Origin of the sequence: Kribbella sp. CA-253562, from assembly GCF_050942265.1 — a bacterium.
GTDB lineage: Bacteria > Actinomycetota > Actinomycetes > Propionibacteriales > Kribbellaceae > Kribbella.
In genome coordinates this window covers 5,416,804-5,443,551 of the sequence record NZ_CP192049.1, presented here as the reverse complement: position 1 = coordinate 5,443,551, position 26,748 = coordinate 5,416,804, and the positions used below count along the sequence as shown (strand labels likewise).

General features: G+C 68.2%; 27 protein-coding genes. 15 read left to right on the top strand and 12 right to left on the bottom strand.

Annotated features, from left to right (window positions below):
* Positions 1–83: 83 nt before the first annotated feature.
* The 3 genes from ACQPXM_RS25670 to ACQPXM_RS25660 form a co-directional block, all read right to left on the bottom strand.
* Positions 84–749 (bottom strand): response regulator, encoded by a 666-nt coding sequence (locus ACQPXM_RS25670; protein ID WP_432937715.1) that lies wholly within the window; start codon positions 747–749, stop codon positions 84–86.
* Positions 750–833: 84 nt separating this feature from the next.
* A complete protein-coding gene (locus ACQPXM_RS25665) occupies positions 834–1,493 on the bottom strand; it encodes a response regulator transcription factor (protein WP_432937712.1) in 660 nt (219 codons plus the stop codon).
* Positions 1,494–1,498: 5 nt separating this feature from the next.
* The gene (locus tag ACQPXM_RS25660) at positions 1,499–2,662 is read right to left on the bottom strand and encodes a sensor histidine kinase (protein WP_432937709.1); all 1,164 of its coding nucleotides are present in this window, start codon (positions 2,660–2,662) and stop codon (positions 1,499–1,501) included.
* Positions 2,663–2,819: 157 nt separating this feature from the next.
* Here ACQPXM_RS25660 and ACQPXM_RS25655 point away from each other — a divergent pair, with 157 nt between their 5' ends.
* Both ACQPXM_RS25655 and ACQPXM_RS25650 read left to right on the top strand, forming a co-directional pair.
* Positions 2,820–3,251: a DUF6069 family protein gene (locus ACQPXM_RS25655; protein ID WP_432937706.1), complete on the top strand. Its 432-nt coding sequence runs from the start codon at positions 2,820–2,822 to the stop codon at positions 3,249–3,251.
* A 13-nt stretch (positions 3,252–3,264) separates the two neighbouring features.
* Complete coding sequence (locus tag ACQPXM_RS25650) at positions 3,265–3,816, top strand: class I SAM-dependent methyltransferase (RefSeq protein WP_432937703.1); 552 nt, start codon at positions 3,265–3,267, stop codon at positions 3,814–3,816.
* Position 3,817: 1 nt separating this feature from the next.
* Here ACQPXM_RS25650 and ACQPXM_RS25645 read toward each other — a convergent pair whose 3' ends face one another.
* Positions 3,818–4,606, bottom strand: coding sequence for a FadR/GntR family transcriptional regulator (locus ACQPXM_RS25645; protein WP_432937700.1), 789 nt, complete (start codon positions 4,604–4,606; stop codon positions 3,818–3,820).
* 80 nt (positions 4,607–4,686) lie between these two features.
* Here ACQPXM_RS25645 and ACQPXM_RS25640 point away from each other — a divergent pair, with 80 nt between their 5' ends.
* The gene (locus ACQPXM_RS25640; protein WP_432937697.1) at positions 4,687–5,898 is read left to right on the top strand and encodes an alpha-hydroxy acid oxidase; all 1,212 of its coding nucleotides are present in this window, start codon (positions 4,687–4,689) and stop codon (positions 5,896–5,898) included.
* 34 nt (positions 5,899–5,932) lie between these two features.
* On the opposite strand, the gene ACQPXM_RS25635 is transcribed toward ACQPXM_RS25640, so the two are convergent.
* The 3 genes from ACQPXM_RS25635 to ACQPXM_RS25625 form a co-directional block, all read right to left on the bottom strand.
* Positions 5,933–7,075, bottom strand: a complete 1,143-nt coding sequence (locus tag ACQPXM_RS25635) for a sensor histidine kinase (RefSeq protein ID WP_432937693.1) — start codon at positions 7,073–7,075, stop codon at positions 5,933–5,935.
* A 78-nt stretch (positions 7,076–7,153) separates the two neighbouring features.
* A complete protein-coding gene (locus tag ACQPXM_RS25630) occupies positions 7,154–7,792 on the bottom strand; it encodes a pyridoxamine 5'-phosphate oxidase family protein (RefSeq protein WP_432937690.1) in 639 nt (212 codons plus the stop codon).
* Positions 7,792–9,018: an MFS transporter gene (locus tag ACQPXM_RS25625; RefSeq protein WP_432937688.1), complete on the bottom strand. Its 1,227-nt coding sequence runs from the start codon at positions 9,016–9,018 to the stop codon at positions 7,792–7,794. Before ACQPXM_RS25625 ends, ACQPXM_RS25630 begins: the two co-directional genes overlap by 1 nt.
* Before the next feature lie 119 nt (positions 9,019–9,137).
* Here ACQPXM_RS25625 and ACQPXM_RS25620 point away from each other — a divergent pair, with 119 nt between their 5' ends.
* On the top strand, positions 9,138–9,623 hold the full coding sequence (locus ACQPXM_RS25620; protein ID WP_432937686.1) for a hypothetical protein: 486 nt from the start codon (positions 9,138–9,140) through the stop codon (positions 9,621–9,623).
* A gap of 62 nt (positions 9,624–9,685) precedes the next feature.
* Here ACQPXM_RS25620 and ACQPXM_RS25615 read toward each other — a convergent pair whose 3' ends face one another.
* Positions 9,686–10,330 carry an alpha-ketoglutarate-dependent dioxygenase AlkB gene (locus ACQPXM_RS25615; protein WP_432937684.1) on the bottom strand — a complete coding sequence of 215 codons (645 nt, stop codon included), beginning with the start codon at positions 10,328–10,330 and terminating at the stop codon, positions 9,686–9,688.
* A gap of 202 nt (positions 10,331–10,532) precedes the next feature.
* On the opposite strand from ACQPXM_RS25615, the gene ACQPXM_RS25610 reads away from it, so the two are divergent.
* The 7 genes from ACQPXM_RS25610 to ACQPXM_RS25580 all read left to right on the top strand — a co-directional run bounded on the left by ACQPXM_RS25610 (position 10,533) and on the right by ACQPXM_RS25580 (position 16,287).
* Positions 10,533–11,882, top strand: a complete 1,350-nt coding sequence (locus tag ACQPXM_RS25610; RefSeq protein ID WP_432937682.1) for an amidohydrolase — start codon at positions 10,533–10,535, stop codon at positions 11,880–11,882.
* Positions 11,879–12,886: a phosphotransferase enzyme family protein gene (locus ACQPXM_RS25605; protein ID WP_432937680.1), complete on the top strand. Its 1,008-nt coding sequence runs from the start codon at positions 11,879–11,881 to the stop codon at positions 12,884–12,886. The genes ACQPXM_RS25610 and ACQPXM_RS25605 overlap by 4 nt, the downstream gene beginning before the upstream one ends.
* 642 nt (positions 12,887–13,528) lie before the next feature.
* Entirely contained in the window at positions 13,529–13,801 is a 273-nt protein-coding gene (locus ACQPXM_RS25600) for a hypothetical protein (RefSeq protein WP_432937678.1), read from the top strand.
* An 11-nt stretch (positions 13,802–13,812) separates the two neighbouring features.
* Complete coding sequence (locus ACQPXM_RS25595; protein ID WP_432937676.1) at positions 13,813–14,964, top strand: RHS repeat-associated core domain-containing protein; 1,152 nt, start codon at positions 13,813–13,815, stop codon at positions 14,962–14,964.
* Entirely contained in the window at positions 14,913–15,260 is a 348-nt protein-coding gene (locus ACQPXM_RS25590; RefSeq protein ID WP_432937673.1) for a hypothetical protein, read from the top strand. The genes ACQPXM_RS25595 and ACQPXM_RS25590 overlap by 52 nt, the downstream gene beginning before the upstream one ends.
* Positions 15,239–15,877 carry a polymorphic toxin-type HINT domain-containing protein gene (locus ACQPXM_RS25585; protein WP_432951080.1) on the top strand — a complete coding sequence of 213 codons (639 nt, stop codon included), beginning with the start codon at positions 15,239–15,241 and terminating at the stop codon, positions 15,875–15,877. Before ACQPXM_RS25590 ends, ACQPXM_RS25585 begins: the two co-directional genes overlap by 22 nt.
* Positions 15,874–16,287 carry a hypothetical protein gene (locus tag ACQPXM_RS25580; RefSeq protein ID WP_432937671.1) on the top strand — a complete coding sequence of 138 codons (414 nt, stop codon included), beginning with the start codon at positions 15,874–15,876 and terminating at the stop codon, positions 16,285–16,287. Before ACQPXM_RS25585 ends, ACQPXM_RS25580 begins: the two co-directional genes overlap by 4 nt.
* A gap of 287 nt (positions 16,288–16,574) precedes the next feature.
* Here ACQPXM_RS25580 and ACQPXM_RS25575 read toward each other — a convergent pair whose 3' ends face one another.
* Complete coding sequence (locus ACQPXM_RS25575; RefSeq protein ID WP_432937669.1) at positions 16,575–19,427, bottom strand: S8 family serine peptidase; 2,853 nt, start codon at positions 19,425–19,427, stop codon at positions 16,575–16,577.
* Between the two features lie 163 nt (positions 19,428–19,590).
* Here ACQPXM_RS25575 and ACQPXM_RS25570 point away from each other — a divergent pair, with 163 nt between their 5' ends.
* A complete protein-coding gene (locus tag ACQPXM_RS25570) occupies positions 19,591–19,839 on the top strand; it encodes a hypothetical protein (protein ID WP_432937667.1) in 249 nt (82 codons plus the stop codon).
* A complete protein-coding gene (locus tag ACQPXM_RS25565; protein WP_432937665.1) occupies positions 19,836–20,405 on the top strand; it encodes a hypothetical protein in 570 nt (189 codons plus the stop codon). Before ACQPXM_RS25570 ends, ACQPXM_RS25565 begins: the two co-directional genes overlap by 4 nt.
* Positions 20,406–20,475: 70 nt before the next feature.
* Here the strand turns inward: ACQPXM_RS25565 and ACQPXM_RS25560 are convergent, their stop codons facing one another.
* Both ACQPXM_RS25560 and ACQPXM_RS25555 read right to left on the bottom strand, forming a co-directional pair.
* A complete protein-coding gene (locus ACQPXM_RS25560; RefSeq protein WP_432937663.1) occupies positions 20,476–21,702 on the bottom strand; it encodes an epoxide hydrolase family protein in 1,227 nt (408 codons plus the stop codon).
* Complete coding sequence (locus ACQPXM_RS25555) at positions 21,699–22,148, bottom strand: MarR family winged helix-turn-helix transcriptional regulator (RefSeq protein ID WP_432937661.1); 450 nt, start codon at positions 22,146–22,148, stop codon at positions 21,699–21,701. The genes ACQPXM_RS25560 and ACQPXM_RS25555 overlap by 4 nt, the downstream gene beginning before the upstream one ends.
* A gap of 344 nt (positions 22,149–22,492) precedes the next feature.
* Here ACQPXM_RS25555 and ACQPXM_RS25550 point away from each other — a divergent pair, with 344 nt between their 5' ends.
* Positions 22,493–23,554 (top strand): hypothetical protein, encoded by a 1,062-nt coding sequence (locus ACQPXM_RS25550; RefSeq protein ID WP_432937659.1) that lies wholly within the window; start codon positions 22,493–22,495, stop codon positions 23,552–23,554.
* Between the two features lie 63 nt (positions 23,555–23,617).
* Here ACQPXM_RS25550 and ACQPXM_RS25545 read toward each other — a convergent pair whose 3' ends face one another.
* Complete coding sequence (locus tag ACQPXM_RS25545; RefSeq protein WP_432937657.1) at positions 23,618–25,150, bottom strand: glycoside hydrolase family 71/99-like protein; 1,533 nt, start codon at positions 25,148–25,150, stop codon at positions 23,618–23,620.
* A gap of 293 nt (positions 25,151–25,443) precedes the next feature.
* On the opposite strand from ACQPXM_RS25545, the gene ACQPXM_RS25540 reads away from it, so the two are divergent.
* Positions 25,444–26,724 carry an ROK family protein gene (locus ACQPXM_RS25540; RefSeq protein ID WP_432937655.1) on the top strand — a complete coding sequence of 427 codons (1,281 nt, stop codon included), beginning with the start codon at positions 25,444–25,446 and terminating at the stop codon, positions 26,722–26,724.
* Positions 26,725–26,748: the final 24 nt, after the last annotated feature.

Sequence of the window (26,748 nt, the reverse complement as noted above, 5' to 3'; positions counted from 1 at the left end):
CCTCTATCCCCCGCGTCGCCCACCGGGAGTCACTGCAACTACCGCCGGGGGAGTACTCACTCCGGCGACGCGTACCGAGGCTGTCAGCCCAACCAGCCCGGCCGAACGAGTCCCGTCTGGTACGCCAGCACCACCAGCTGCGCACGGTCCCGGACGCCGAGCTTCACCATCGCCCGGCTGACGTGCGTCTTCGCCGTCGCCGGGCTGAGCACCAGGCGGGCCGCGATCTCGTCGTTCGACAACCCCTCGCCGACCAGCGCGACGATCTCCTTCTCGCGTTCGGTCAGGACGTCGAGCTCCTTGCTCGCGTGCGGCTGCCGGCTCCGCGACGCGAACTCGGCCACCAACCGCCGCGTCACCCCGGGCGACAACAACGCGTCCCCGCGGGCGACCACCCGCACCGCCTGCAGCAGTTCGACCGGCTCGGTGTCCTTCACCAGGAAGCCACTCGCGCCCACCCGCAACGCCTCGAACACGTACTCGTCCAGGTCGAACGTCGTCAGGATCACCACGCGAACGTCGGAGAGCGCTTCCTCGGAACCGATCTGCCGCGTCGCCTCCAGCCCGTCCGTGCCCGGCATCCGGATGTCCATCAGGACGACGTCGGGTTTCTCCACGCGCGCCACCGCGACCGCCTCCGCTCCGTCCGAGACCTCCCCGATCACCGTGATGTCGTCCTCGGCGTTCAGCAAGGACCGGAAGCCCGCGCGCACCAACGCCTGGTCGTCCGCCAGCAAGACCCGAATCATGCGCCCACGCTAGAGCATCGCCCGGTCAGCGCCTCCCCGCCAAAGCCAACTGAAGCGCCGCGCTCCCGCATGCGGCGGCCCCGCTCAAGCCAACCCGGCGTCGTGCGCGAGCAGCGCGATCTGCGTGCGGTTGCCGAGTTCCAGCTTGGTCAGGATGTGCGAGATGTGCGCCTTCACCGTCGCCAGGCTCATGTAGAGCTCCGCCGCGATCTCCGCGTTGGCCTTGCCCTGTGCGACCGCGAGCATCACGTCGTACTCCCGCGGACTCAACCGGGAGAGCGCTCCCTGGGCCAGCGTGTGCGCGTCCGCCTGCGTCGCCGCCCGATCCATCAACCGCCGCGTGATCGCCGGCGACAGGATCGGATCACCTGCGGCGACCCGGCGCACGGCGTCCACGATCTGGGCCGGAGGCGTGTCCTTCAGCAGGAACCCGCTCGCCCCGGCGCGCAGCGCGTGCAGCACGTTCTCGTCGGTGTCGAAGGTGGTGAGCACGATGACCTCCGGCGGGTTCTTGCGCGCCCGGACCCGCCGGGTCGCGGCGATCCCGTCGATCCGCGGCATCCGCAGATCCATCAGCAGCAGGTCCGGGAAGTGCGCGTCGACCGCGGCCGGCACCTCGTCCCCGTCCGCCGCCTGACCGACCACGGCGATCCCGTGCGCGCCGTCGAGCATCATCTCCAGACTGGCCCGGACGAGCGCGTCGTCGTCCACCACCAGCACCCGGATCGTCGCGCTCTCACTCATAGCCGTCACCGTAGGGACTCCGGCCACGGCAACGAAGCATGCAACCTGAACCGCCCGGCGACCTCCCCGTGATCGAGAGTCCCGCCGGCCAGCTGCACCCGCTCGGTCAGCCCGACCAGCCCGGCCCCGCTCCCAGGCGTCACCGGGACCCCGTTCCCGCCGGGATTCGTCAGCTCGATCGTCAGCCCGTCACCGGGCCGACCGCGCACCACCAGGTTCACCGGATGCCCGGCCGCGTGCTTGCGCGCGTTGGTCAACCCCTCCTGCACCACCCGGTACGCCGTCCGCCCAGTCGCCGGTGGTAACGTCTCCGCCGCGCTGACCTCGGCGTCGTACGAGATCGCGCTCCCCGCGTCTCTCGACTCCTGCACGAGCGCGTCCAGATCGCCGAACGTCGGCTGCGGCCGTCCACCCGGCAGCTCGTCGATCTCGCCGTCGCGCAGCACGCTGATCACCTCGCGCAGCTCGTCCAGTGCCTGGTGCACACCGGTCCGGATCACGCCCGCCGCCTGGGCGAGCTTCTCCGGCGACGAGTCCGGCCGATACTCCAGCGCGCCCGCGTACGTCGCCAGCAACGACAGCCGGTGCGCGAGCACGTCGTGCATCTCCCGCGCCATCTTCGTCCGCTCCAGCGCCCGCGCCTCGGCCACGCGCCGGCCCTGCTCGTTCTCGGCCCGGAGAGCGCGCTCTCGCAGTGAACCGACCAACGCACGCCGGGCCTGCGTCCACTGGCCCCAACCCAGCAGCGCGGCATGGACGGCGAGCACGAGGATGACGTACCAGAACAGATTCAGCCCCTCGACCGGCCGCCAGATCCGCTGGACGAGGTGCCCGGCCGCGCCGGCGAGCGCGACCAGCGCTGCCACCCGCAACGGCCGGCGCTGCGCGACTGTCAAGGTTCCGACGGTCGACGTCGGAGTCGCCGCGGGGGAGAACGCTGCGAGCACGGCCAGGACCAGTGCCGTGCGCACCGGCCAGGGACCCAGCCTCAGCATGAGGCCGACGGCAACGATCCCGAAGACGATGTCGAAGATCAGCCAGCCGGTCCCGCTCTGGTGGCCGGCCTGCCGTCCGACGATCGTGGATCCGGTGAAGACTGCGATCGCGATCAGCGGCAGCAGGTCGTAGACGCGTCGTCGTCGCGTCGGCGGCGGACAGCTCGAATCCATGCGTTCGAGCCTAGGTCCGGACCCGGTACGGCGACCACCGACCAAAGTCGGTGCCCGACCGACTTCCGGGCGGGGCGCCGCAGCCGCGCGGCCGATGCCGGAGAACGCGCTCTCCCATGACGCTGGGACGCACCTCGACCAGTGGAAGGCACCGATCATGACCATCACCAAGAGCACTTCACCCACCCGCGTCGCCGGCAAGAGCCGCCTGGCCGTGATCGGCGCGAGTTCCGCGGCGACAGTGGCGACCTGGGCGGTCCTCGCCCCGCTCGCGGGCATCGAGCTGAAAGCCGAGCAAGGCTCGTCGACGACGGAGGTCACCGGAGTCGCGGTTTTCCTCGCGGCGACTGTTTCCGCCTTGGCCGGCTGGGGCCTGCTCGCGCTGCTCGAACGCCGTACCGTCAACGCCCGCAAGATCTGGACGATCCTCGCGGTCGCCGCCTGCATTTTGTCGCTCGGCAGCCCGCTCGTCAGCGGAGTCGGCATCGGCGCCAAGCTGGGCCTGGCGTTGCTGCACCTGGTCGTCGGCGCCGTCGTCGTGCTCGGCCTCCGTCGCACGGCCCTGTCGGCAGGCGACCGCTGCAACTAACATGGCGCCGGAGATGAGGAACTGGAGCGGCTACCAGACGGCGAAACGAGACCTGATCCGTACGCTGTCCGGCACAGTACTGGAGATCGGCGCGGGCAACGGCGCCAACTTCGCCGACCTGCCCGACCACGTCGAGTGGATCGGCCTGGAGCCGAACCGCCGCGCCCGCGCCCGGCTCACCCGTACGGCGGCCGGGCGCCGTGTCCTCGCCGCGGGAGCGGAGGACATTCCGTTGCCAGCGGCAAGCGTCGACGGGGTGTTGTCGACCGTGGTCCTCTGCTCCGTCCGCGATCTTCCGGCCACCCTCCTGGAACTCCGCCGGGTCCTTCGCCCCGGCGGACGCTTCGTCTTCGTCGAGCACGTCGCGGCCCCCCGCGGCACCTGGACCCACCGCCTGCAGGTGGCGGCCGCGCCGTTCACCCGGCGCCTGGACCGCGGCTGCAATCCCGCCCGCGACATCGCGACGGCGATCGAGCACGCCGGCTTCACGACGATCGAGCTCGACCACTACACAATGCCGGGCCTGATTCCCATCCCATTCATCGCCGGCGCCGCCACCAACTGACTCACCAGGTCGGCGACGACAACCGGGCCGCTCGGTAGAACCCTTCGATGTGCTCGGTCACGAGCCGGGCCGCGTCGTCGCCACGCCCGTCCCGGATCGCCGCCACGATGGCGTGGTGCTCGGTCCGCAGGCCGATCGCCGTCGCGTCCCAGTCCGGCAGATTCGGCACGGCCGCGAGGACGTACCCGTGAATTGCCGACCGCAACGATCCCATCACCGCCGCGATCAGGACGTTGCCCGCCAGTCCCGCCAACGCGACGTGGAACTCCGCGTCCAGCAGATGGAACTCCTCCGGCGACAACCCTTCGCCGTCCATCCGCTCCAGCAACTGCTCGGCCTCTCCGAGCTTCGCAGCCAGCTCCTCCCCGGCACCCGGTACGGCGTCCTGACCAGCTCCCGCGCCGAGTGAGCGATCTCCCCGGCCAGCGGACGAGGACGAGCCGGCGAACAGCGCAGCCGCCTCCCTGGCCGACCAGGACTCGAGCAGCACTCGCGTCTGCACGATGTCGTGCATCGGCAGGTGACTCGTCGCGAGGTGCAGCCGCAGCAGCGCGGTCAACGGCGCCGACGGCTCGGCCACGATCACCGCACCCGCCTCGGGCCCCGACCCCGTCGCCGTCCGCACCACACCCAGCGCTTCCAGCACCCGCACCGCCTCGCGCACCGACGGCCGGCTGATCCCGAGCTGCTCCGCCAGCGCCCGCTCGCCGGGTAGCCGGCCACCCAGCCGCAACCGCCCGGCCGCGAGGTCCGCCTCAACCTGCTGCAGAACCAGCTCGTAGTTCTTCACAGCGGGGAGTCTAGCTCTGTGGTCGGACCACAGACTATGCTGTGGTCCGACCACACCCGCTCGAACCACGAGGACGCCTGATGACCGATCGCCAGTTCCCCCGCTGGTCCGAGCTGAAGCCGCTGCTGCGACCCAAACCGGTCACGGTGAACCCGACCGAGCGCCGGCTCGAGAAGGCGCTCACCATCGCGGACCTGCGCGCGATCGCAAAGCGCCGTACGCCGCGCTCGGTGTTCGACTACACCGACGGTGCGGCCGAGTCGGAGATCAGCCTGCAGCGAGCCCGCCGGCTGTTCGCCGAGATGGAGCTGCAGCCGTCGATCCTGCGCAACGTGTCCGACATCGACCTGGGCACCGACATCCTCGGCCGGCGGTCCGAGCTGCCGTTCGCGTTCGCCCCGACCGGGTTCACCCGGATGATGAACCACGAGGGTGAGAGCGCGGTGGTCAAGGTCGCCGAGCAGATCGGCATCCCGTACGCGCTGTCCACCATGGGCACCACCTCGATCGAGGAGGTCGCCGCCGCCGGTCCGGACGCGCGCAAGTGGTTCCAGCTGTACGTGTGGCGCGACCGCGACGCGGGGGAGGACCTGGTCAAGCGCTCGGCCGCCGCCGGGTACGAGGCGCTGATGCTCACCGTCGACGTACCGGTCGCGGGTGCGCGGCTGCGCGACGTACGCAACGGCTTCACCATCCCGCCGAGCCTCACCGCCAAGACGGTGCTCGACGCGTCCCTCCACCCGGCCTGGTGGATCAATCTGCTCACCACCCGGCCGCTGACCTTCGCCTCGCTGTCCAGCTGGGGCGGCACGGTCGCCGAGCTGCTGGACCAGCTGTTCGACCCGACGATGACGCTGGACGACCTCAACTGGATCCGCTCGATCTGGGACGGCCCGCTGATCATCAAGGGCATCCAAACCGTCGACGACGCGCGCCGGGTGGTCGATGCCGGTGCCGACGCCGTCGTACTTTCCAACCACGGCGGCCGCCAGCTGGACCGGGCTCCGACGCCGCTGCGCATCCTGCCGGACGTCCGCAAGGCCATCGGCTCCGACGCCGAGGTCTACCTCGACACGGGCATCATGAGCGGCGCCGACATCGTTGCGGCGCTGGCGCTGGGCGCAGACGCCTGTCTGGTCGGCCGTGCGTACCTGTACGGGCTGATGGCCGGTGGCCAGCGCGGAGTCGAGCGTGCGGCACAGATCCTCACCACCGAGGTCCGGCGCACGATGGCCCTGCTCGGTGTCCCCAGCGTGAAGGACCTCAACCCGTCCCACGTCCGGTTGCCCTGACCGACCCCAGTACGACGTACGGCCGCGGCGCCCGTCAGGTGGTGCGCGGCTCCAGCGGCAGGTGCGCCACGACCCGCAAACCACCGGTCGGCGTGCGGCTCGCGGTCAATGTGCCGCCGAGTGCTGTCGCGCGCTCGCGCATGCCGATGATTCCGTTGCCCTCGCGGGGCGGTCCGGTCAGTGACTCGCCGTTGTCGTCGACCTGCAGTACCAGCGTCTCCTCGCCGTACTGGATGCGGACGGTGGCGGCGGTCGCCTTCGCGTGCCGCACGATGTTCGTCAGCGACTCCTGGATGATCCGGAACGCCGCCCGGTCCAGTCCGGTCGGCAGCGGGCGCGGATCGCCGTGCACGATCGTGTGTACCTCCAGCCCGGCCCGCGACGTACCGCTGATCAGATGCTCGAGCCGCTCGAGCCCGGCCACCGGTTGCCGCGGCGCTGACTCGTCGGTCTGCCGCAGGATGCCCACGATCGACCGCAGCTCGACCAGGGCCTCCTTGCTCGCCTCTTTGATCGCCGACAGCGCCGGACCGGCTTGCTCGGGCTGCCGGTCGACCAGGTGCAACGCTGTCGAGGCCTGCACGTTGATCAGCGAGATGTGGTGCGCGACGACGTCGTGCAACTCCTGGGCGATTCGCAGCCGCTCCTCACCGGCTCGGCGTAGCTCCGCTTCGCGACGCGTCTTGTCGGCGGCCGCGACCCGCTCCCGGTGCGCACGGAACAGCTCGGCCAGGAAACCGAGCACCAGGAAGCAGGTGCCGACGAGGAGGACTTGGTAGACGTTCTGGTCGTTGGTGCCGAGCACGAGCCGGCCCAACACGTGTCCGGTGTAGAGGGCAGCGATGGCCGCCCAGCCGGCGGCTCGATGACCGGCGCGGATCGTCGCGAACACCGCGATCACGAAGCTGAAGATCACCGGCCCGTAGCCGTACTCGCGCAGCATGTAGATCAGCGTCGCGAGCGTGATCGTCCAGATGACCGGAACCGGGCGGGTGTCCAGCCAGTAGAGCGACACCGAGCCGATCAGCACGAGCACGACCAGGAGCCAGTCGGCCGGACGCCGGTCCGCCTGACCCTCGGTGGCCCGGATCGACCCGAAAACGGCCACGACCGAGACGATCGCGGGCAGCGCGATACGTTTGACCTGCGACCGGGTGGCCGGCGTTGTAGTGCTCACTCTGAGAACGGTAGAGGTCGCGGCGACCAGGTGTCATCGGCGCCACGGAGTACTCGCGCCTGCTTCACCGGGCGTACGTCAGTACTTGACGCTGTAGATGCCCTCTTCGTACTTCGGGCCGTAGTACTGCTCGAGTGTCGCCAGGTCGTCGTTCGGGCGGTCGAGCGCCTTGGCCAGCTTCGCGCGGCTCGGCACCGCGTCCGGCTCCCAGGTCTCCGGCTTCCAGACCTTGGAGCGCAGGAACGCCTTCGAGCAGTGGTGGAAGATCTCCTCGATCTCGACCAGCAGCGCCAGCTGCGGCCGGTTGCCCTTGACCACCATGTCGTCGAAGAACGGCGCCTCCCGGACGATCCGCGCGCGACCGTTGATCCGCAGCGTCTCGCCGCGGCCCGGGATCAGGAAGATCAGGCCGACGTGGGGGTTGCTGAGGATGTTCTGGAAGCCGTCGATCCGGCGGTTGCCGGCCCGCTCGGGGATCGCGATGGTTGTGTCGTCGAGCACCTTGGTGAAGCCGGCCGGGTCGCCCTTGGGGGAGACGTCGCAGCTGCCGTCGGCCGCGGAGGTCGCGATCAGGCAGAACGGCGACGCGGCGAGCCACTGCTTGTCGAGTTCGTGCAGTTCCTTGCGATTCTTGTCGGCGGCGTGGGCCAGCGGCGCCGGCACTACATCGCGAAGCTCTTCGTAGGTAGTGATCTCGACCAGGCCGGGAATGTCCATCAGGCGGCGTACTCCTCTACCAGGGAAGGCCGGACCGCCTTGCTGGCGGCCCGAGTCCGTGCTGCCCATCGTACGGCGGGACCAGTTGCGCAACTGGTCCCCAGGAACAGCGCACCGACCACCATCCAGCCGATCGGACCCCACCCGAGCACCAGCGTCGTGAGCAGAACCGGGCCCAGCATGCGGGCGATCGCGGGGCCGGTGCCGAAGAATCCCTGGTACTGACCCTGCTGCTCGGCCGGGGCGAGCCCGAAGCTGATTTCCCAAGCGCCCGAGGCCAACTTCATCTCGCCGAAGGTCAGCAACGCGGCAGCGGCGGCCAGTACGACGGCCGTTGCGGCTGGGGGAGCGTCGATCGCGGAGAGGGCGAACACCGCGCAGGCAACGAGCATCGCGACGCCGGCGACCCGGACCGATCGGGTTGCCGTCTTCAGACTCGTGACACCGCGCGCGATGCGGACCTGGAACACGGTGACGCCGAGCGTGTTGATCACCAGCAACGACGCGACCACCCAGCCAGGGGCGTTGGTGCGCTCGACGATCCACAACGGCGCGACCAGGCTGAGCAGCGGCATGAACATCAGCATCACCGCGTTCAGCAGCGTCAGTACGGCGTACGGGCGGTCGCGCAGGACCGCGAGTCGCGGCGCACTCGGGTCCCGATCGGTCACGGCCCGAGCGGCCGGCACGCGCCGGATCAAGGCCGCCGCCACCAGGAAGCTGACGGCGTCGATCGCGAAAACCGTCAGGTACGCCTCGGTGGTGTCGAACTTCAACGCGACCCCGCCGAACGCTGCGCCGACCGCCAGTCCGCCGTTCGCGGTCGCCTGCAGCATCGCTCGGATCCTGGTCCGTTCGGCGGGGGAGACCAGGCCGGCCAGCAGTGCCTGCCTGGCGGCGGTCAGTCCCGTCTGGCTGGTGGCGTAGGCGATCGCGGCGATCAGGAAGAGCGGGAAGCTTCGAACGAACAGGAACGCTCCGACCGAGGCCGCGGTCGAGACCGCGAGCAGCATCGCGACGCCTCGAGGACCGCGTCGATCGGCCAGGTGGCCCAGCGGGACACCGGTCAGAAATCCGACCAGCCAGGCGATCGTGAGTCCAAGGCCTACTTGAGCGGTCGACAGTCCGACCACGCGGGTGAAGAACAGCGCCGACGTGACGATGAAAGCACCGTCACCAACGGAGTTCGCCAGCTGAGCCATCGCGAGGTGCTTCGAGGTCGTCATACCGCGAGCCTAGGCTTCAGAGGCCCACCAGTCAGGTCCACTTTGGTTGCTTTCTGATGGGCCAATGTTTTCCTGTGGACAACCGTTGGACAGGGCTCTTTCGACGGCATCTTCTAGGCATGACCTTCACCGACCTGCCCAAGAACTGGCGTCGCCGGCCGCTCACCGACCCCCGGCTCGCCGCCGACGTCGTCGACCTCTATTGCTCCGCCGGTGACCGCCAGCGCGGCACCGTCACCCTGTTCATCTGTGACGAGCGGGACCGCTTCCGCGGCGCCGTGGTGATCGATCTGTGCGACCTGGCCGTCGAGCCTCTCCCCAAGAGGGGAGCCGCTCCGCAGACTGCCCGTCCGACCGGCCGGGCTGCTGCGCTCAGACCGGTCATCAAGCCGCTGCAGGTGTTCCCCGGCGGCGCGCTCATGCTCGCCCTCAGCCGGTCAGGTCCCTCGACGACGACCGCGGCCGATCGTGAGTGGGCCGATGCTGCCGTCCGCGTCAGCCGCTCCCTCGGCGTACGCCTGCTCGGCTTCTACCTGGCCTCGCGCGACGCCGTCTTCCCGGCTGACGTCACCACCGCCGTCGCCGACCTTCCTGCCGCAGCCTGACCAAGGAGTGTGCCTCGATGCCCCGATCCTTCACGCCGATCCCAACTGTTCGGACGACGGCCTCAGCGCACGCCGCGCGGCCGGAACTGAATACTGATCCTGGGGCCGATCCGTCCCGACGCCTTCGGGATCGCGTGCTCCCAGGTGCGTTGACACGACCCGCCCATGACGATGAGATCGCCGTGCCCCAGCCGATGCCGGATGGTCGAGCCCACCGGCCCGGTGACGGAGCCGGGCCGCGGACGCAACGCGAGCACGCGAGGCTCACCCACCGACAGGATCGCCACCATCGTGTCCTCGTGGTTCCCGCGCCCGAGTTTGTCGCCGTGCCACGCGACGCTGTCCCGGCCGTCGCGGTAGTAGCACAATCCCGCCGTTCGGAACGGCTCGCCCAACTCCTCCGCATAGTGCTCGCTGAGAAGGTCGCGCGCTTCCTCCAGAATCGGCAGCGGCAGCGTGTCGCTCTCCCCGTAGAAGCAGAGCAGCCGCGGCACCTCCACCACCCGGTCGTACATCTGCCGTCGCTCTTCCCGCCACGGCACGTCCACCGCCAGCCGCTCGTACACCTGATCGGCGCCCGACAGCCAGCCCGGCAGCACGTCGATCCACGCGCCGTGGCTCAGTTCGGTCCGCTGGATCGCATCCAGAGATCCCAGTTCCGGATCAGCGAAAGCATCCAGCAAGGACGCTTGAAGGTCAGCACCCATGACCCCACAGTACCTGACACTCGAACATTTGTTCCCCTGACCGCCGGGCCAATTTCCCGCGCTCACGACATGCTGAGACCGGTGGTGCCAAGGGGGCCAATGAGGTCCTCTCCACCCTGGCCTTCACCTGCGAAAGACTGCTCTCACGATCGCGGACCGCATGGGAGCCCTGATGTCACGCTTGCTGATCCGGAACTGCTCGGTGCTCGTCGTCCGCGAGACGGGCGAGTGCCACGTCGACGAGGGCCAGGACATCCTGACCGAGGACGGCCGAATCAGCTCGATCACCCCGACCGGCACCTCCGCGTCGTCCCCAGCCAGGCACCCCGAGGACTCTGATCCGCCGGAGATCCTCGACGCCTCCGGCCTGCTGGCAGTCCCCGGCCTCACCAACGCTCACACCCACAGCCCCATGGTCATGATGCGCGGCGCCGCCGAGGACGTCTCGATCGAGGACTGGTTCAACCAGAAGATCTGGCCGATGGAAATGAACCTCACCCCCGAGCGCGTCCGGGTCGGCGCCCGCCTCGCCTGCGCCGAGATGCTGCTGGCCGGCGTCACCACGTTCGTCGACCACTACTTCCACGCCGACCAGATCGCCGAAGCCGCCCTCGAACTCGGCATCCGCGCCGACCTCGCCCCGACCTTCTTCACCTCCACCGGCACCGAAGCCCGCGAGGCCGCCTTCGACACCGCCCGCCAGATCCGAGCCCTAGGCAACCAAAAGGCCAACGGACGCCCACCCCGAATCACCGCCAGCCTCGGCCCGCACGCCCCCTACACCGTCTCGGAAGAAGATCTCCGCCGCACCGCCGACGTCGCCCAGTCCGAGAACTTCCGCATCCATCTGCACGCCGCCGAAACCCTCGACCAGACCACCTCGTCCCAAACCCAGCACGGCGCGACCCCGATCGAGATTCTCCACCGCACCGGCATCCTCGAATCCGGCGCCCTGATTGCCCACGGCTGCGGCATCCTGGACGCCGACCTGAAACTGCTCGAGCCCCACGCCGACCACACCACCGTCGCCACTTGCCCCAAGGTCTACCTGAAACTTGCCATGGGCAACACCACCCCCATCAGACAACTCCGGTCCACCGGCATCGCCGTCGCGATCGGCACCGACGGCGCCGCGGTCCACAACACCCTCGACGTCTGGGAATCCTTACGCCTGGTCGCCCTCACCGAGAAGCACCAGCAACAGTCAGCCGAATGGATGCCCCTCTCCGAAACCCTCCGCTTGGCCACCAGATCAGGCGCCAAGGCGTCCCTCCACAACGCCGGCACCCTCACCCCAGGCCACGCTGCAGACATCACCCTCGTAGACCTCTCCGGCCCTCACAACCAACCCCTCCACAACCACTTGGCCGCCCTCGTCTACTCAGTCCGCCCGACCGACGTCGTCCACGTCGTAGTGGACGGCCAAGTGGTAGTCCACAACCGCTCCCTCACCACCGCAGACCTGACCGAAATCCTCGCCGAAGCCAATGCGGTAGCCCACACCCTCGTAGACCTCAGCCGCCCCGGCGCCGTCCAGCACTACGCCCCATGACCCCGTCCTCCCACCGAGCCGAGCCAACAGTCCAGCTACTGGAAGCCGTCCGCCACGAGTACGCCCTCACCGACCTCGCCGTCACCCGCGACCTAGGCGGCAACTTCAACCTCAACCTGCAGATCTCCACGCAGCAAGGCCATTTCGTCGTTCGAGCCTGCCCACCGTGGGTCACGCCGGACCGACTGACCGCAGTACAAGCCGTCCGAGCTCACCTACGCGTCCGCGACTGGCCCATCCCTCAAACGCTCCGCACCCGTACCGGCGCAAGCATGCTCCGAACCTCCGACCACATGATCGAGGTCGAACAATTCGTCGAGCCCCGCGGTGTCCCCATGACCACCTGGCCCACCATCACAGCGGCCCTACCGTGGCTGGCCCGCCTCCACGATGCGCTCCTCGATGCCCCCAGCTCTCCAGCCGCCGCCGACCCACCCTTCGCCAACCACGTCCCTCCCCACACCGACCTGACCCTCGCAATCACCGCGATCCGCACGTGGGACTTGCCACCCACCGAGGCGACCTATCTCAACGCCGCCGCTCTCAACGCCGCCGCCCACCTCGCCGCGTCTCTCCCACACCCAGCCCTACCAACACAACTGGTCCACGGCGACTTCTGGGCCACCAACGTCCACCTCTCCGGCGACCGCCTGACCCTCCTGCTCGACTTCGATTTCCTGGGCGACCGCGCCCGAGTCGACGACCTGGCGCTGACGCTCTTCTTCATCAACGAACACCTGGGCCGAGACGACGTCACCCCATCCCGCCTCGCCGCCCTCCGACAGCTCGTAGACAGCTACGACTCCGCCCTGACCACCCCACTCACCGAGGCAGAACGAGCAGCCCTCCCACATGCCATCCTCCGCACACCACTGACCTTCCTCCAGGACCTCGCCTACCTAGGTCCCACCAGCCGCGCCGAACTCACCTCCCTCCGAGGACCCCAGTACGAATGGGCACTCGGCCAGCTGAATGACCCAACTTGGCTCAGCGCATTCGTCTGAAGGCGGCTCCAGACCCGGTACCCCTGACCTGAGAGTCATGGTCATCGTCACCACCCGAAACAGCGACGCGCCCCGCGCGGAAGATCCCGAACGAGGCGCGAGGCGGTCTAACTTCTCCACCGGCCGAGCAAGCCAGAACTCTCGCCCGCCAGCGAGAAAGGAGCGCTGGGTCTATCGCTTGATCAGATGCGCCCGGAACTCACCGCCGGCCGCGGTTCGGGTGTTGGCGGGAGGTGCTGGTGGCAGGTCGAAGAAGTAGACCTGATAGTCCTGCGTGTAGCTGACGATTCCCCACGCGGCACCAGCGGCGTTCTTGTAGCTGGGGTACGGCTGATTTCGGGTATACCAGGGCCGGTTGTCTGCCGTCGCCGATTCAGTGACCCGTACACGGCAGACGATCGGCTACAACGCCGCTGGGCAACTGGAGTCGATCGACTACGGCGCGGGACGGGTCAGAACCGCCGGATACGACGCTTTCGGCCGTCTCGCGACCGACACGCTCAAGAACAGCGCGGGTCAGACAGTCGCGTCCGTTGGATACGGGTACGACGTCGACAACCAGATCACTCGCAAGACGACAACCGGCGTGGAAGGCGGCGGGGTCAACACCTACACCTACGATCAGCTCGGTCGCCTGTCGACGTGGACGGTCGACGGGCAGACCACTGGCTACGGCTGGGACGAGGCAGCAACCGGATCAAGGTCACAACTGCCTCCGGCACCAAAGCCGCGTCGTACGACGAACGGAACCGGCTGCTTTCCGACGGCACCTCGACCTACACCTACACACCGCGCGGCACGATGGCGACGAAGGCCGCTGCCGGTTCCAATCTGGCCTTCAGCTTCGACGCCTTCGACCGGCTCATCACCAAGGCACGAAGTCGATCGCGTACGACTCGCTGGACCGTCCTCTGACCAGCGGCGCGTTGATCTTCAAGTACGCCGGACTGGACTCCGATCCGTCGGCCGACGGCATCCAGACCTTCGCCCACGGCCTCGGCGACGACGTCCTGGCGGTCGGGCAAGGAGCCACCAAGCGGCTCGCCATGACGGATCGGCGCGGCGACGTGGTCGGCGGCTTCGACCCAGCCGACCAAGCACTGAACGGTCTGGCGGACTCGAAGACCTTCGATCCGTTCGGCCAGGTCGCAGCATCGAAGGGCGCCGCGTACGGCGTCGGTTTCCAGGGCGACTGGACAGACCCGTCGACCGGGCAGGTCAACATGCACGCCCGGTGGTACGACCCGAGTTCGGGCACATTCGCTTCCCGCGACTCGATCACCTGGCCGGCCGGTACCGGGTCCGCAGGCAGCAACCTGTTCGCGTACGCGGGCGGGAATCCGATCGCGAACACCGATCCTGACGGTCACTTGTTCAGGCCTGTATCGCCGTGGACGTTCCCCGAGGTCGGCGAGTGCGAAGACGATAGGTGGGACTGCCTGAACCCTCCGGACGACCCCGCCGACCCGCCGAGCGACCCGGTGAAGCCACCGAAGAAGCCGAAGAAGCCGAAGAAGCCGGGCGACGGCGGCCAGGGAGGCGGGCGGCGTGGCGGGAGCGGTGACGGCGATGGCGATGGCGGTCGCGGCGGAGGTGGCGGAGGTGGCGGTGACGACAAACCGAAGCGGCCGAAGTGCGACGCCAAGTGCCAGGCCGAGAAGAAGCGGCTCAAGGACATCGCCAAGACCAACCGCACCAAAGAGGTCATCAAGACCTACGTCACGAACAACACGGTAGTCACCCCGGGCGTCCAACTGCCGCACTGTGTAGGCGGCAACGCGGCCTGCCCGAGCTACACGGGCGATCCGTCGACCAGAGTCGGTGACAGCAAGGCATTCAACGACGGCCAGGCCGCGACCATCACTCGCGGACAGGTCGTCCGCTCGAACGGACCGGTCACCACCAACGCGACCGAAACAGCAATTCGAGCATCTGGGACCGAATGTTCGACCACGGCCTCCCTGGCTCCACGTTCGATCCTGCGGCCATGCTCTATGCGGAGAACCCCGAACTCTTCCATCTCGGCATGGACATCTTCGGTCTGCTTCCCGGCGTCGGCGAGTACTTCGACGCGATGAACGCCGGCCTGTACGGAGTGGAAGGCGACTATGGCAACGCCGCTCTGAGCGGCCTCTCCACCATCCCGATCGCCGGCTGGATCCCCGCCGCGGGCAAGCTGGGCAACAAGGCCTTCAAGTTCGGCTTCAAGGGCAGCGTGAAAGCCGGAGAAGCAGAGGCGGACAATGGGGTCCGAGAACTCGCATGTGTTGTTGGCAAAGTTGACAAGGAGTGCAGCTTCTCGGGCGACACATCGGTGGTCATGGCTGATGGGACTGTGAAGCCGATTCTGAGATCAAGGTCGGAGATCAAGTAGCGGCCGGAGATCCCCGGACTGGCGAAAGCGGTCCTCGTGCGGTCACGCACCTGTGGCGGCACCTTGATGATTTGGCCCAACTACAGGCCGACGCCGGGTCGGTGACCACAACGCCCGATCATCCCTTCTGGAACGTAACAGACAGAGAATTTCAGCGGGCCGACGAACTCGACGCGGGAGACCGCCTTCTGACTGCGGGTGGAGAGCTGGTCCGGGTAGTCGGATTCGCATCCACGTCGTCGCACGGCGCAGCCTTCAACCTGACTGTCGATGACATACACACGTACTATGTACTGGTCGGGAAGCGAAGTGTGTTGGTACACAACACTTGCCCAACTGATACGCGGGGACTGTGGGAGTTGACGCGCGAGCGCGCCAGTGAAATGGCGCAAGGAGGGCCATTCGGTACGAAGTTCTTCAAGTCCAAGTCCGATGGCCTGTGGTGGACCAAGGACAAGAAGGGTGACGGAGGTTCCGCGTTCAAGGTCTATAAGGCGACGAGTGAAGGTCTCGAATGGTACAAGGATGCTGATATCTATGGCGACTTCTTCACTAATAAATGGAAGAGCGACAAAGGGAAATTCATTCCTTGGAAGCAACTGCGGAGACTGGGTTGACGATACGAACTGCGGAAGAGTTTATCGGCCTCCGATTCAGTGGTGATCCGCGCGAGTACCGCCGTGCGGCTACTGAATCCGCGGACGTCTCCGTATGGATGGATATCATCAGAGATTACCCCGAGGCGCGGGTATGGGTGGCTCATAATAAGACCGTGCCGATGGAGGTCTTGGCAATTCTGGCTCATGATACAAATGACGAAGTTCGGTTCGCGGTCGCAATGAAGCGAAGGCTCAGCTCCGAGTTGCTTGATCTGCTTGCCCGTGACTCGAAGGATTCGGTGAGATTTCAAGTCGCGAAACATCGAAATACTTCAGCGTCTACTCTGTTGGCCTTGACGGATGATCCGTGGCAGGCTGTCGCGGAGCTGGCCGCCGAGCGGTTGCAGGCTGAGCACTCACCCGATTGAGCGAGTGACGTAGGCAGATCGATGACCTAACCGGAATGCAGCGGCCCGCATGCCGTCCTCCGTACGCTGTTCGCCTGCCTGCAAGATTTCCGCGTACCTAGGCGCACAGCGGCCGGTACGAAGTCACTCCCTACGAGGCGCTCAGTTTGGATGGGCAGCCGGGCTCACTGACGAACCCAAGCTGGTCTTGCACGTTCGTCTAGCCCGGGTCCCAGTTCCAACCGAAGTGACGACACGCCCCGCCCCGCAGGATCCCGGGCGAGGCGCGCCGAACAAACTGGATCAGCTCAGCTCACTGTGAAGCTCTTGGCCGGGCTGACGCCCGTGGCGTGGTCGCCGTCGGACTGGAAGACGACTCGGTAGGTGTAGCTGGCTCGGGTGGTGGGCTTGATGGAGAAGGCGTAGTTGCCCGTCGAGTTCAGCTTGGTGCTGGTGATCGTTGTCCAGGTGGTTCCGGTGGAACGCTGGAGGTAGACCGGGGAACCGGCGTGCTGGGGGCGGACGTAGCCGTAGAACGTGGTGGAGGCGCCGAGTTTGATCGACGTCGCCGACAAGTTCGCGGTCAGGGTCGGGCGGATGTCCGTCGTCCAGGTGCCGGTGCGGGAGCCGAGCAGTTGCGGCGAACCGTTGTAGCCCCAGGCGAAGACCGTGGAGTACGTCGGCTGGTAGGTCACGCCGTACGTGCCGGTCGGGCTCGTCGTGACGCGGGTGATCTCGCGCCAGGTCGAGCTGTTCTTGTTGCGGCCGTAGAGCGAGATCGGTACGCCGGCCAGCGGCGCCTTGGTGTCGACCCGGACGACGCTGCCGCTGAGCGTGACCTTGCCGCCGAAGTCGAGCGCGGTCGCGTTGGCCGACAGCGTCGTGTAGGTGCCGGTGAGGTTCGCGGCGACCGACGTGCTCCACTTGCCGCTGCGGTCCTTGACCCAGGCGCGGAACGCGTAGCTCGTCGCGTTCGCCAGCCCGGTCGCGGTGGCGCTCGAGGCCGGGCCCATGTACGCCGAGGTGCCGGTGTTCGGAGCGGTCGGAGCGACGGTCCCGGCGTTGCGCCGGACGACGACCTGGTCGAGGTCTGTGATGCCCGGCAGCGTCCACTTCATCGGCGCCGCGGCGTACTGGCCGGTGACGGTGAAGTTGGTGATCGGCGCCGGTGCGATGTCGACGGTCCGGAAGAACACGAAGTACGACCCCGGCATCGTGGCGCCGCCGGTGTCCTTCACCGCGCCGACAACCGCCCGGTACGGCGTGTTGTCCTGCAGGGTCGGCGTCGGGTTGATCGTGACCCGCTTGGTGGTCGGGTCGTACGTCACCGTGCTCGGGATGAGGGCGCCGGTCTTGCCGTGCAGCAGTCGCACGGTCGACGTGGTGACGCTCGCCGGGTTGAGCGCACGCTCGAAGGTGAACGAGGGCGAGTAGGTCTGCGCCACGTTGCCGGCCAGGTCGGCCGGGGCGGTGTTGTTGACCCAGTAACGCTGGCCGACTGTCGATCGACCGGTGGAGCTGGCGCCGACCGACAGGGTGTAGGGCCGGCTGTCACGCGCCCCGTTGAAGTTGTTCACCTTGATGTAGGCCCGACCCGCGGGCAGCGTCACGGTGACCTTCTCCGCCACCTTGTCGCCGGCGTCGGCGAAGCCGATGAGCTGGAGCTGCGCGTTGTAGATCGACAGCACCGGGTCGTTGTTCTGCGGTCGGTTCACGTCGTCGTAGCGCGGCGGCGTGAGCGTGACGACCACGTTGCGGGCGGACGCCGACTGGGCGGAGTACCAGTCCTCCTCACCTTCGGTGCCGATCGCACCGGTGATCGAGGCGTGGGCCATCGCTGTGGCCCGGGCGGGAACGTCGTTGCCGTCTGGACCGGCGGCCCAGAACTCCGGTGCCCAGGTCGCACCGAGCGCGTTGGCGGCGTCGAGCACGCCGGCGCCGTAGTACGGGTCGCGGCCGCGCGGACCGGCGTCGCGGGCAGTGTTCTTCAGCTGCGCCTCGACCTGGGCCGGAGTCCAGCTCGGGTACCTGTTGCGCACCATCGCGGCGACGGCGGCCACCATCGGCGCCGAGAACGACGTCCCGCTGCCACCCCAGTACGGCAGGTAGGCCGGGTCGGTGAGCGCCCGCGGACCGGTGGAGATGATGTTCCAGCCCGGCGCGGTCAGGTCGACCGTGTCGCCCCACGAGCTGAAGGACGTCAGCACGCCGTTGCTGTCGGTGGCTCCGACCGAGATGGACTCCGGAAAGGAGGCCGGGTAGTTCGGTGCGGAGGAGTACTCGTTGCCCGAGGAAGCGACGACCACAACACCCTTGGCGACGGCGTTCTTGACCGCCGCGTGCATCACCGGGTTGTAGCTCGAGCCGCCGAGGGACATGTTGATCACCCGGGCGCCGTGCGAGACCGCCCAGTTGATTCCGGCGACGACGGACGAGTCCGACCCGCTGCCGTGGGAGTCGAGCACCTTGACCGGCAGGATCCGTGCGTTCCACGCGACGCCGGAGACTCCGCGGCGGTTGTTGGTGTTCGCGGCGATGATGCCCGCGACCATCGTGCCGTGGCCCTCGTCGTCGTTCGCCGACGCCTTGGGGTTCAGCGCGTTGTAGCCGGTGTAGACCCGGCCGGCCAGCTCCGGGTGCCCGCCGTCGACGCCGGTGTCCAGTACGGCGATCGTCTGGCTGCCGGCGGTCTTGGAGCGGTCCCAGGCCTGCGGCATCCGGATCGTCGACAGGTAGCCCTGGTCGGAACCGTAGAACTCGTCGTTCGGCGTGGCCGCGCTGGTCCGCACATAGTTGAGCGAGGCGAGCTCGACGTTCGGCTCGGCCTTGAGCTTCTTCAGCAGTTCCGGGGCGGTCGCGTTGCTGGTCACGGTGGCGTAGTCGTCGGTCACCGAGACGGCGGCCTGGCGACTGTTGTGCTTGGCAAGGACCGTCGCACGCGCGGTCGCGCTCGCCTTCGACGAGAACTTCACCAGGACCGAGTGCGGGTCGTAGGCCTCGGCGGCGGGAGCGGCCTGCCGGTTCGGCACAGCGAAAGCGTTGTGGAAGGGCTTCGGCGGGGCGGCGGACACCGACGAACCGGTGACGCTGACCAGCGTGGTCGCGACGAGCGCGGCCGGTAGGCCCAGTTTCAGGAGGTGGGACGGGCGGATGGGTAACACAGGGGACCCCCCCAAGGGTCTTGAGAGTGACATTCTGGGCGGAGTATGTCAGAGCTGGGAGACAGTTTCGGATCGATGCGGATGTCAAAAGCTGCAAGATTGGTTTGAGGGCGTGCCACCGTGGTCACCCTGAGCCCTTTCAGTTGCTGAGGAGTACCCGACGATGGCTGCTGGTTCCGCACCGAGGTCCGATCTGTCCGGGTGGCGCAAGGCGCCGTTCACCGGCGGTGGGCTGACCTACGACTGCTACGAGAAGGGCGCGGGTCCGGGCGTCGTGCTGATTCCGGAGCTTCCGGGCATCACGCCGGAGGTGCTCGGTCTGGCCGAGCACCTGGTCGCGGAGGGCTTCACCGTGGTCGTGCCGTCGCCGTTCGGGACGCCGGGCGCGAGGCAACGATGGCGTACGGCGTGAGCGTGTTCGCGCGGCTGTGCGTGTCCAAGGAGTTCCGCGCGTTCGCGGTGAACGCCGAGCGGCCGATCACGCGGTTCCTGAGCGCCGTCGCCGCTGAGCTGGCCGCCCGTACGCCGGGCCGTGGGGTCGGCGTGATCGGGATGTGCTTCAGCGGCGGGTTCGCGCTGGCGACGGCAGTGGACGACGCGGTCCGGGCGCCGGTGATGAGTCAGCCGGCGACACCGTTCCCGCTGGGCCGGGCGCGGCGACGCGATCCCGGAGTCTCGGAGCAGGAACTGGAGACCGTCGTGGAGCGCTCTCGCACGGACGGGGTCTGTGTTCTCGGGCTCCGGTTCAGCAAGGACCGCGGGGCCCCGGCCGCGCGCTTCGCGACCCTGCGCGAGCGGCTCGGCGATGCGTTCGAGGTGATCGAGCTGGACTCAGGACCTGGCAACGCCGGCGGCTTCTCCCGCTACGCGCACCAGGTCCTGACCGCTGAAGTCCGCGAGACCCCGGGCCACCCGGCGCTGACCGCTCGAACCCGCACCGTCGAGTTCCTCCGCAAGCAACTCACCCCGACTGAGTGAGCAACGCAGCCTGAAGCCCCCGTCGGAGACGCCGGGCTCAACAGGGGCTAGAGGCAACGGACCCCTCAGTTCACCTGCGCCCGCGAAATGTCCTCCGCAGATCCTCCGTCCACTGCTCCGGAATCTCCCACGGAATGAAGTGCCCGCCGCGATCGTGGCAAGCGATGTCGACGTGGTTGTACCACTCCGCCCGGTCGCTGCTGAGGAAGTTCTCGATCCGCTGCTCGGCGCTGTGCACACCCGGCGGGTTCTCGTAGCTGACGAAGGTGATCCCGGTCGGCGCCTCGACGACCGGTTTGCGGTCGTGCGACGGCGTCCACGGATAGCGGTTGTTGTTGGCGTAGGTGCGGATCGAGGTCTCGATCGAATTGCCGGCCCAGTAGATCATCGCGTGGGCGAGCAGGTCGTCGGCCGAGAACACGCTCTCCACGTTCCCGCCGTTGTCCGACCACTTCGTCCAGCGTTCGAGCAGCCAGGCGAGCAGGCCGGCCGGGGAGTCGGACAGGCCGAAGGCCAGGGTCGTCGGCGCGAGCATGTGCGCGGACAGATGCACGGCGAACCGCTTCTCCACCTCGATCAGCCGGGCCCTGTCCTGCGCGGGCAGTCCCTCCGGGATCGGCCGGCCGCCGGTGATGTCCCAAGCGCGTTCGCCCTCGAAGAACGAGAGCTTCAGCGCGGAGCCGATGTGGATCCCGTACAGCTCGTCGGCGTACTTGTGCCCGAGCTGCCCCGTCACCAGCGCGCCCACGTCACAGCCCCCGGCGGCGTACCGCGAGTAGCCGAGCACTTGGGTCATCAACGTGTGCCAGACGTCGGCGATCTTCCAGTAGTTCATGTCCGGACGCTCGAGCGGTGCCGAGAAGCCGAAGCCCGGCAACGACGGCACGATCACGTCGAAGGCGTCCGCCGGATCACCTCCGTACGACGCGGGGTCGGCGAGCCGGTCGATCACCTTCGACCAGTGCCAGAACGTCCACGGCCAGCCGTGACTGAGGATCAGCGGCACCGGGCGCGGACCGACTCCCGGTTTGCGCAGGAAGTGCACCGGGACGCCGTCCACCTCGACCCGGTAGTGCTCGTAGGCGTTGATCGCGCTCTCCGCCGCTCTCCAGTCGTATCCGCCCGCCCAGTACGCGACCAGCCGTTCGAGATCGGTACGCCGTACGCCGTACCGGCCGTCCTCGTTGCCTTGGTCGAGCGGCCACTGGGTGGCCAGCAGGCGCCGGCGGAGATCGTCGAGCACCTCGTCGGCGACGTGGATCGGCGTCGGCTGGAGCGGGAAGGAACTGGTCGTCATCGAGTCCTCACGGGGTCGTCGTCGGCAATCTCGGTCAGGCGTTTGAGCACGTGCACCGAGTCGGCCAGGAGAGCGCGTTCTTCGTCGCTCAGCCGATCGACCAGTTCGGCCAGTCGCTCGACCCGGCTGGTCCGGCGGGCCCGCACGATCTCCCGGCCTTCGTCGGTGAGTGACAGCAGGACGGCGCGTCCGTCGGTGGGATCGGGCGAGCGAGCAACCAGGCCGTCGCGTTCGAGCTTCGCGACGAGGCTGGTCAGCGCCGGCTGCTTCAACTGCTCGGTCGCGGTCAGATCGGTCAGCCGCATCGGGCCTCGCCGGCCCAGCGTGTGCAGGACCCCGAGCGTGGAGAAGTTGAACCGGCGAACCGCCGGCAGCCGGATGAAGATCGTGGTGAAGTCCTCGATCGCGGTGGTCAGGTCGTCGAGATCGGGCGTCGGCTTCGGCACCGGGCAACCATATCAAACTTTGATGTAACTCACCGCGATGAACGGCAACCACCCGGAGCGGTTGTGCCGCTGCGTGTGGTTACCGACACGTCGTGACGGGAAGTGTTAAGCCCGCGTTGGGAAATTGCCTCGGTGTGATTGCGATCCGCCGAGTGGGGGAACGTAGCAAGTGGACGAGGTGAGGTGTCGCCCGGGCCGGTCCGGGCGAGGTTCACCGACTGGGGTCGTTGCTGTGCGCAAGGCATGTTCAGCCCTGTGTGACGCTCGGTGATTCGCTCTGGTCGCACCCCCTGCGGGCATGGCACCATCGGCCACCGGGGAGTCACGTCATCAGGGGGCGACGAATGGCGAGAGCCAAGCGGGCGAACCGCGGCGACAGCGAGATGTCGCGGTGGTTGAACGGCACGGCGGACGCCGGCGGCCGGGAGGAGTCCGGCTGGGGCGCGCAGACGCTGCCGCCGATCCAGGAAGGCCGGCTCGGAATCGATCCACAGGCAGGTATGAACGGTTCGCAAGCAGCAACTCAGTCCAACGGCCCCGGCCGGCCGATCGGCGTCGTCGGCAACGATCCCGACGCGCCGGTGGAGGCTTCGGCCGCCGGTCGTGGCAGCGAAGCATCCGAAGGTGCTGCCAAGAAGCCGAGGCGCAAGGCGCCGTCAAACGATCCGCACCCGGAGCCGCAGGGCGGCGATGCGCACTCCGAGCCGCAGGGCGATCAGTCCGAGCCGCAGGGTGAGTCCCAGGAACCCCGCGCGCACGCCGAGCCGCACCTGCAGCCGGCCGAATCACCCGCGCCCGACGCGGCGACCGCGAATCCCGATCCGGAAACCCCCGAGAACACCGGGGAGCGCTCTCCCGCGCCCGGCGACTGGCGCAACGAGGTCGGCACCAACGGCCGCGTGCCTCCGGTGCATCCTCGCGAGACCGGCTTCGGTACGCCGGTCCGGGTGGACGAGATCGCCCTGGCCGCCAAGGCGCTGTCCGAGGACTTGCTCACCGCGACCCGCGGTCTGCCCGAGTCCGTCGAGTCCCGTCAGCTCCGGCGCGATCTCGATGCCGCGGTGGAGACGTTCCGAGCGGTCGCCAGCCATCTCCAGTCGACCGCCGGCAGTCTGGTCCGGCTCGCCGCAAGCGAGGGACTGGTCTGCGGTGTCACCTGGGGCGTCTGTCCGGATCACGGCCTGACGCTGATGAACGTCGACGGCGAGATCGCCAGCTGTCATGTGCTCGGCTGCCACCAGCAGCAGCAGGCTCCGGCCGAGCGGTGTCCGCAACCCGTTGCGTACAAGGTGGTTGACGCCGCCGGACCGGCGCTGTTCACCTGCGCCGGCCACGCGATCGCCTGCCGCCTGCACCTCGACGGCGCCGTCATCACCCTCACCACCGACAGCCTCGAAATGCTCTGACGCACCAGCGAACCCGACCTCGAGCGACAACTGCCGAGGCCGGGTTCGCTGGCTGTGCGCGACCTACTGGATCCGGCAGGACGTCAGGTGGTCGTTCGCGTTGGGGGACAGCGTGGTGAAGTTCGGCGTGTTCGACGACCACGTCCACGACTGCCCGCTGAAGTTGTCCTCGGCGTACGCTGTCACCGTCCAGCCCGCCGGGATCCGCACCGACGACGCCCAGTTGTCCTGGACGCCGGCCGCCTGCAGCTGCGCCCGGGTGTAGTTGCCCTTGGCAAGCGCAGCGCCGGCGGCGCCGAGATAGTCGACGTGCTCGTAGAAGATCACCCCGCCGGTGCCCTGCGGAGGCATCGGCGGCGTCGGCCGGTTCGGGGTGAGCGCGAGCTGCCCCTTGAACATCCGCCCGCCGTCGTTGGTCAGCCGCAGGTAGTAGTCCGACGAGCAGGCCGTGCCGTCCTCGTCCAGTGCCCGGATCCCCGATCCCTGGGGAATCCAGGCAGCGCTCTCCGCGGTCTTGGCGATCTGGTTGCCCTCGTTGTACTCGTCGAACATCGAGATGTACAAACCCTGCACGCCGACCCGGGTCAGGTTGTAGAACTGCCGCCACATCAGGTCGCCGTGCCGCCGGTGCCCGGACTGCAGGTCACCGGGGATCACACACGGCTGGTAGTCGATGCCGTGGGCGTTGCAGTCGGCCTGGTCCTGCTGGTTCACGTTGTTGTAGTAGTGATCCGCGCCCGCGACGTCGCTGATCCGCCCGACCATCCACGGCGACAGCATGTTGAAGGCATGGAACACGTCCAGGTAGCCGGGCCGCGCGTCCTCGACGCCGCGTCGCCAGTGCGTCGGAACGCCGCCGATCACGTAGCAGCCCTGGCCCTTGAACCAGTTCACCACGTCGAGGCAGACCGACGCCGGCCAGGCCTTGTTGCCCTCGTTGAACCCGAAGCCCCAGATGCAGACCACCGGTTTGCCGTTCTGCTTCGCGTACGCCGGTGACGACGTGTACGCCCGCATCTTGTCGATCCAGTCCTGCTTCATCTCCGACTGCATGTTCAGCCAGCCGGTCGCGTCGTACATGATGTAGAACTTGCGCCCGTACTGCTCGGCGGCCTGGCGCACCTTGGCCGCCATCGCGTCCCGGGTCGGGCCCTCGCCGCCGAACGGGTTGAACCGCTGCAGTGCGGCGGTGTCGCAGCCGTTCTGCTGCATCCACTGGAAGTGCGTGTTCACCGCCTGCTGGTCGTACGACGAGAACAGCTTCGCGGGCTGGCCGTTGCCGAGATTCGCGTACGCCGTCTGGTACGTCGCGGTGTAGTCGCGCACGTCCGGCCAACTGCCGAGGGCGTTGTTGGTCGGTGACGGCGGCTGGCCCCAGTTGTTGCTCCAGTGCCACCAGCCGTTGATCGGGGCACCGTCCCCGGCGCAGGCGAACCAGCCCTGATAGCCGACGGTGATCTTGCCGACCACGTCACCCGGCGGACTGGCCACAGGAGTCGCGGTGGTGGCGGAGGCGGCGAGGGTGCTGCCGACGGTGGTGGCGGTAGCTGCTGTGGCCGCGGAGGCGGCCAGGAAGGTACGTCGTGTGAGTGCCATGTGCAGGCTCCTGGTGGGGGCGGGCAGGACTGCGGAGAGTGGCGCCGAGCGTACAAACGGTCGCTTCAGGGCGCAAGACCTGATCGCAAGAGCTTGACGAATTCTTGCAAGATCACTACGAGATCCGCAGAGAGAGCGTTCTCTCACGCCCGGTAATCCGCAAGAAATCTGGTCGCAACATCTTGACGGCGCTCGCCTGCGTACTTAGTTTGTTGGCTCAACAGACAAAGTCTGTGACTGGCATCACAGTGCTGGTGCCGTTCTCCTGTCGGGGGAGAAGGGGTGGGGGTCTTGTGACGCTGACCGACGGTCGTCGGCCGGGCGGTGGCATGGTTGCCGCTGACCACGTTTCGCTGCGCCGCAACAACCTGTCCGTCGTCCTCCGCCACGTGCGCTCCGAGGGCCCCAAGTCCCGGGCCCGGATCGCCGCGGACACCGGCCTGAACAAGGCCACCGTCTCCAGCCTGGTCGCCGAGCTGGTCGAGCGCGGACTGCTGCGCGACGGCCGCGCCGAGTCCGAGCGCGGTGCCCTCGGCCGCCCCGGCCAGCTGGTCGAGCTCGACGGCAGCGCGGTCTGCGGCGTCGGCGCCGAGATCAACGTCGACTATCTCGCCGTCACCGCGCTCGATCTGTCCGGCGACACGATCATCGAACGCCGTGTCCCGCTCGACGTGGCCCACCTCGAGCCCGGTACGACGCTCGACCGCCTCGCCGAGCTGGTCGACGAAGCCGTGACGGCCGTCGGCACGCGCGGCGGGCAGACCGCGGGCCTGACCTTGGCGGCTCCGGGCCTGGTGCAGAGCACGACCGGTTCGCTCAAGCTCGCGCCGAACCTCGGCTGGGGCGAGCTGCAGATCGTCGACGCGATGCGCGAGCGGCTCGGCGGTCCGGCGTACCCGGTGCGGGTGGACAACGAGGCGAACCTGGCCGCGCTCGCGGCGTACTCGGAACTGCGCAAGGACACCGGGAGCAAGGTCGAGGACATCGTGCTGCTGACCGGCGCGGTCGGTGTCGGTGGCGGCATGGTCGCCGGTGGGCATCTGCTGCGCGGCGGTCGCGGGTTCAGCGGCGAGGTCGGCCACATGCCGGTCGCCCCGGCCGGTGGGATCTGCGGCTGCGGCCGGACCGGTTGCTGGGAGACCGTGGTCGGGCTGACCGCCTTGCTGAACAAGGCGACCGACGCCGACGACCCGGTGCGGGACCCGTCGCTGGACGTCGAGCAGCGGCTCGCCGAGATCACCCGCCGGGCCGAGGCCGGGGGAGCGCGGACCCTGCGCGCGCTCGCCGACGTCGGGACCTGGCTGGGTATCGGCGGCGCGATCCTGGTGAACATCCTGAACCCGGACGTACTGGTGCTCGGCGGGTACTTCGCCGTGCTCGGCCCGTGGCTCAAGGAACCGCTGGAGAGCGCGATCCGCGACCGCGTGATCGCTCCCGACGGCGGCGGCTGCCGTGTCGTGCAGTCCGAGCTGGGCTTCACCGCCGCGGTCCGCGGCGGCGCGCAGATCTCGCTGGACCAGGTCTTTCTCGACCCGACGCTGGTCGGCCGCGACGCCACCGGAGTCGCGCAATGAGCAGTCAGAACACCGTGGGCGGGG

Excerpts from the sequence above, each read along its gene's own strand:
- ACQPXM_RS25650 (WP_432937703.1), top strand. The coding sequence starts at position 3,265 with ATGAGGAACTGGAGCGGCTACCAGACGGCGAAACGAGACCTGATCCGT.
- ACQPXM_RS25545 (WP_432937657.1), bottom strand. The coding sequence starts at position 25,150 with ATGGCACTCACACGACGTACCTTCCTGGCCGCCTCCGCGGCCACAGCA.
- ACQPXM_RS25615 (WP_432937684.1), bottom strand. The coding sequence starts at position 10,330 with ATGGGTGCTGACCTTCAAGCGTCCTTGCTGGATGCTTTCGCTGATCCG.
- ACQPXM_RS25660 (WP_432937709.1), bottom strand. The coding sequence starts at position 2,662 with ATGGATTCGAGCTGTCCGCCGCCGACGCGACGACGACGCGTCTACGAC.
- ACQPXM_RS25665 (WP_432937712.1), bottom strand. The coding sequence starts at position 1,493 with ATGAGTGAGAGCGCGACGATCCGGGTGCTGGTGGTGGACGACGACGCG.
- ACQPXM_RS25640 (WP_432937697.1), top strand. The coding sequence starts at position 4,687 with ATGACCGATCGCCAGTTCCCCCGCTGGTCCGAGCTGAAGCCGCTGCTG.
- ACQPXM_RS25550 (WP_432937659.1), top strand. The coding sequence starts at position 22,493 with ATGGCGAGAGCCAAGCGGGCGAACCGCGGCGACAGCGAGATGTCGCGG.
- ACQPXM_RS25590 (WP_432937673.1), top strand. The coding sequence starts at position 14,913 with ATGGACATCTTCGGTCTGCTTCCCGGCGTCGGCGAGTACTTCGACGCG.
- ACQPXM_RS25570 (WP_432937667.1), top strand. The coding sequence starts at position 19,591 with ATGGCTGCTGGTTCCGCACCGAGGTCCGATCTGTCCGGGTGGCGCAAG.
- ACQPXM_RS25670 (WP_432937715.1), bottom strand. The coding sequence starts at position 749 with ATGATTCGGGTCTTGCTGGCGGACGACCAGGCGTTGGTGCGCGCGGGC.
- ACQPXM_RS25560 (WP_432937663.1), bottom strand. The coding sequence starts at position 21,702 with ATGACGACCAGTTCCTTCCCGCTCCAGCCGACGCCGATCCACGTCGCC.
- ACQPXM_RS25625 (WP_432937688.1), bottom strand. The coding sequence starts at position 9,018 with ATGACGACCTCGAAGCACCTCGCGATGGCTCAGCTGGCGAACTCCGTT.
- ACQPXM_RS25655 (WP_432937706.1), top strand. The coding sequence starts at position 2,820 with ATGACCATCACCAAGAGCACTTCACCCACCCGCGTCGCCGGCAAGAGC.
- ACQPXM_RS25605 (WP_432937680.1), top strand. The coding sequence starts at position 11,879 with ATGACCCCGTCCTCCCACCGAGCCGAGCCAACAGTCCAGCTACTGGAA.
- ACQPXM_RS25630 (WP_432937690.1), bottom strand. The coding sequence starts at position 7,792 with ATGGACATTCCCGGCCTGGTCGAGATCACTACCTACGAAGAGCTTCGC.
- ACQPXM_RS25620 (WP_432937686.1), top strand. The coding sequence starts at position 9,138 with ATGACCTTCACCGACCTGCCCAAGAACTGGCGTCGCCGGCCGCTCACC.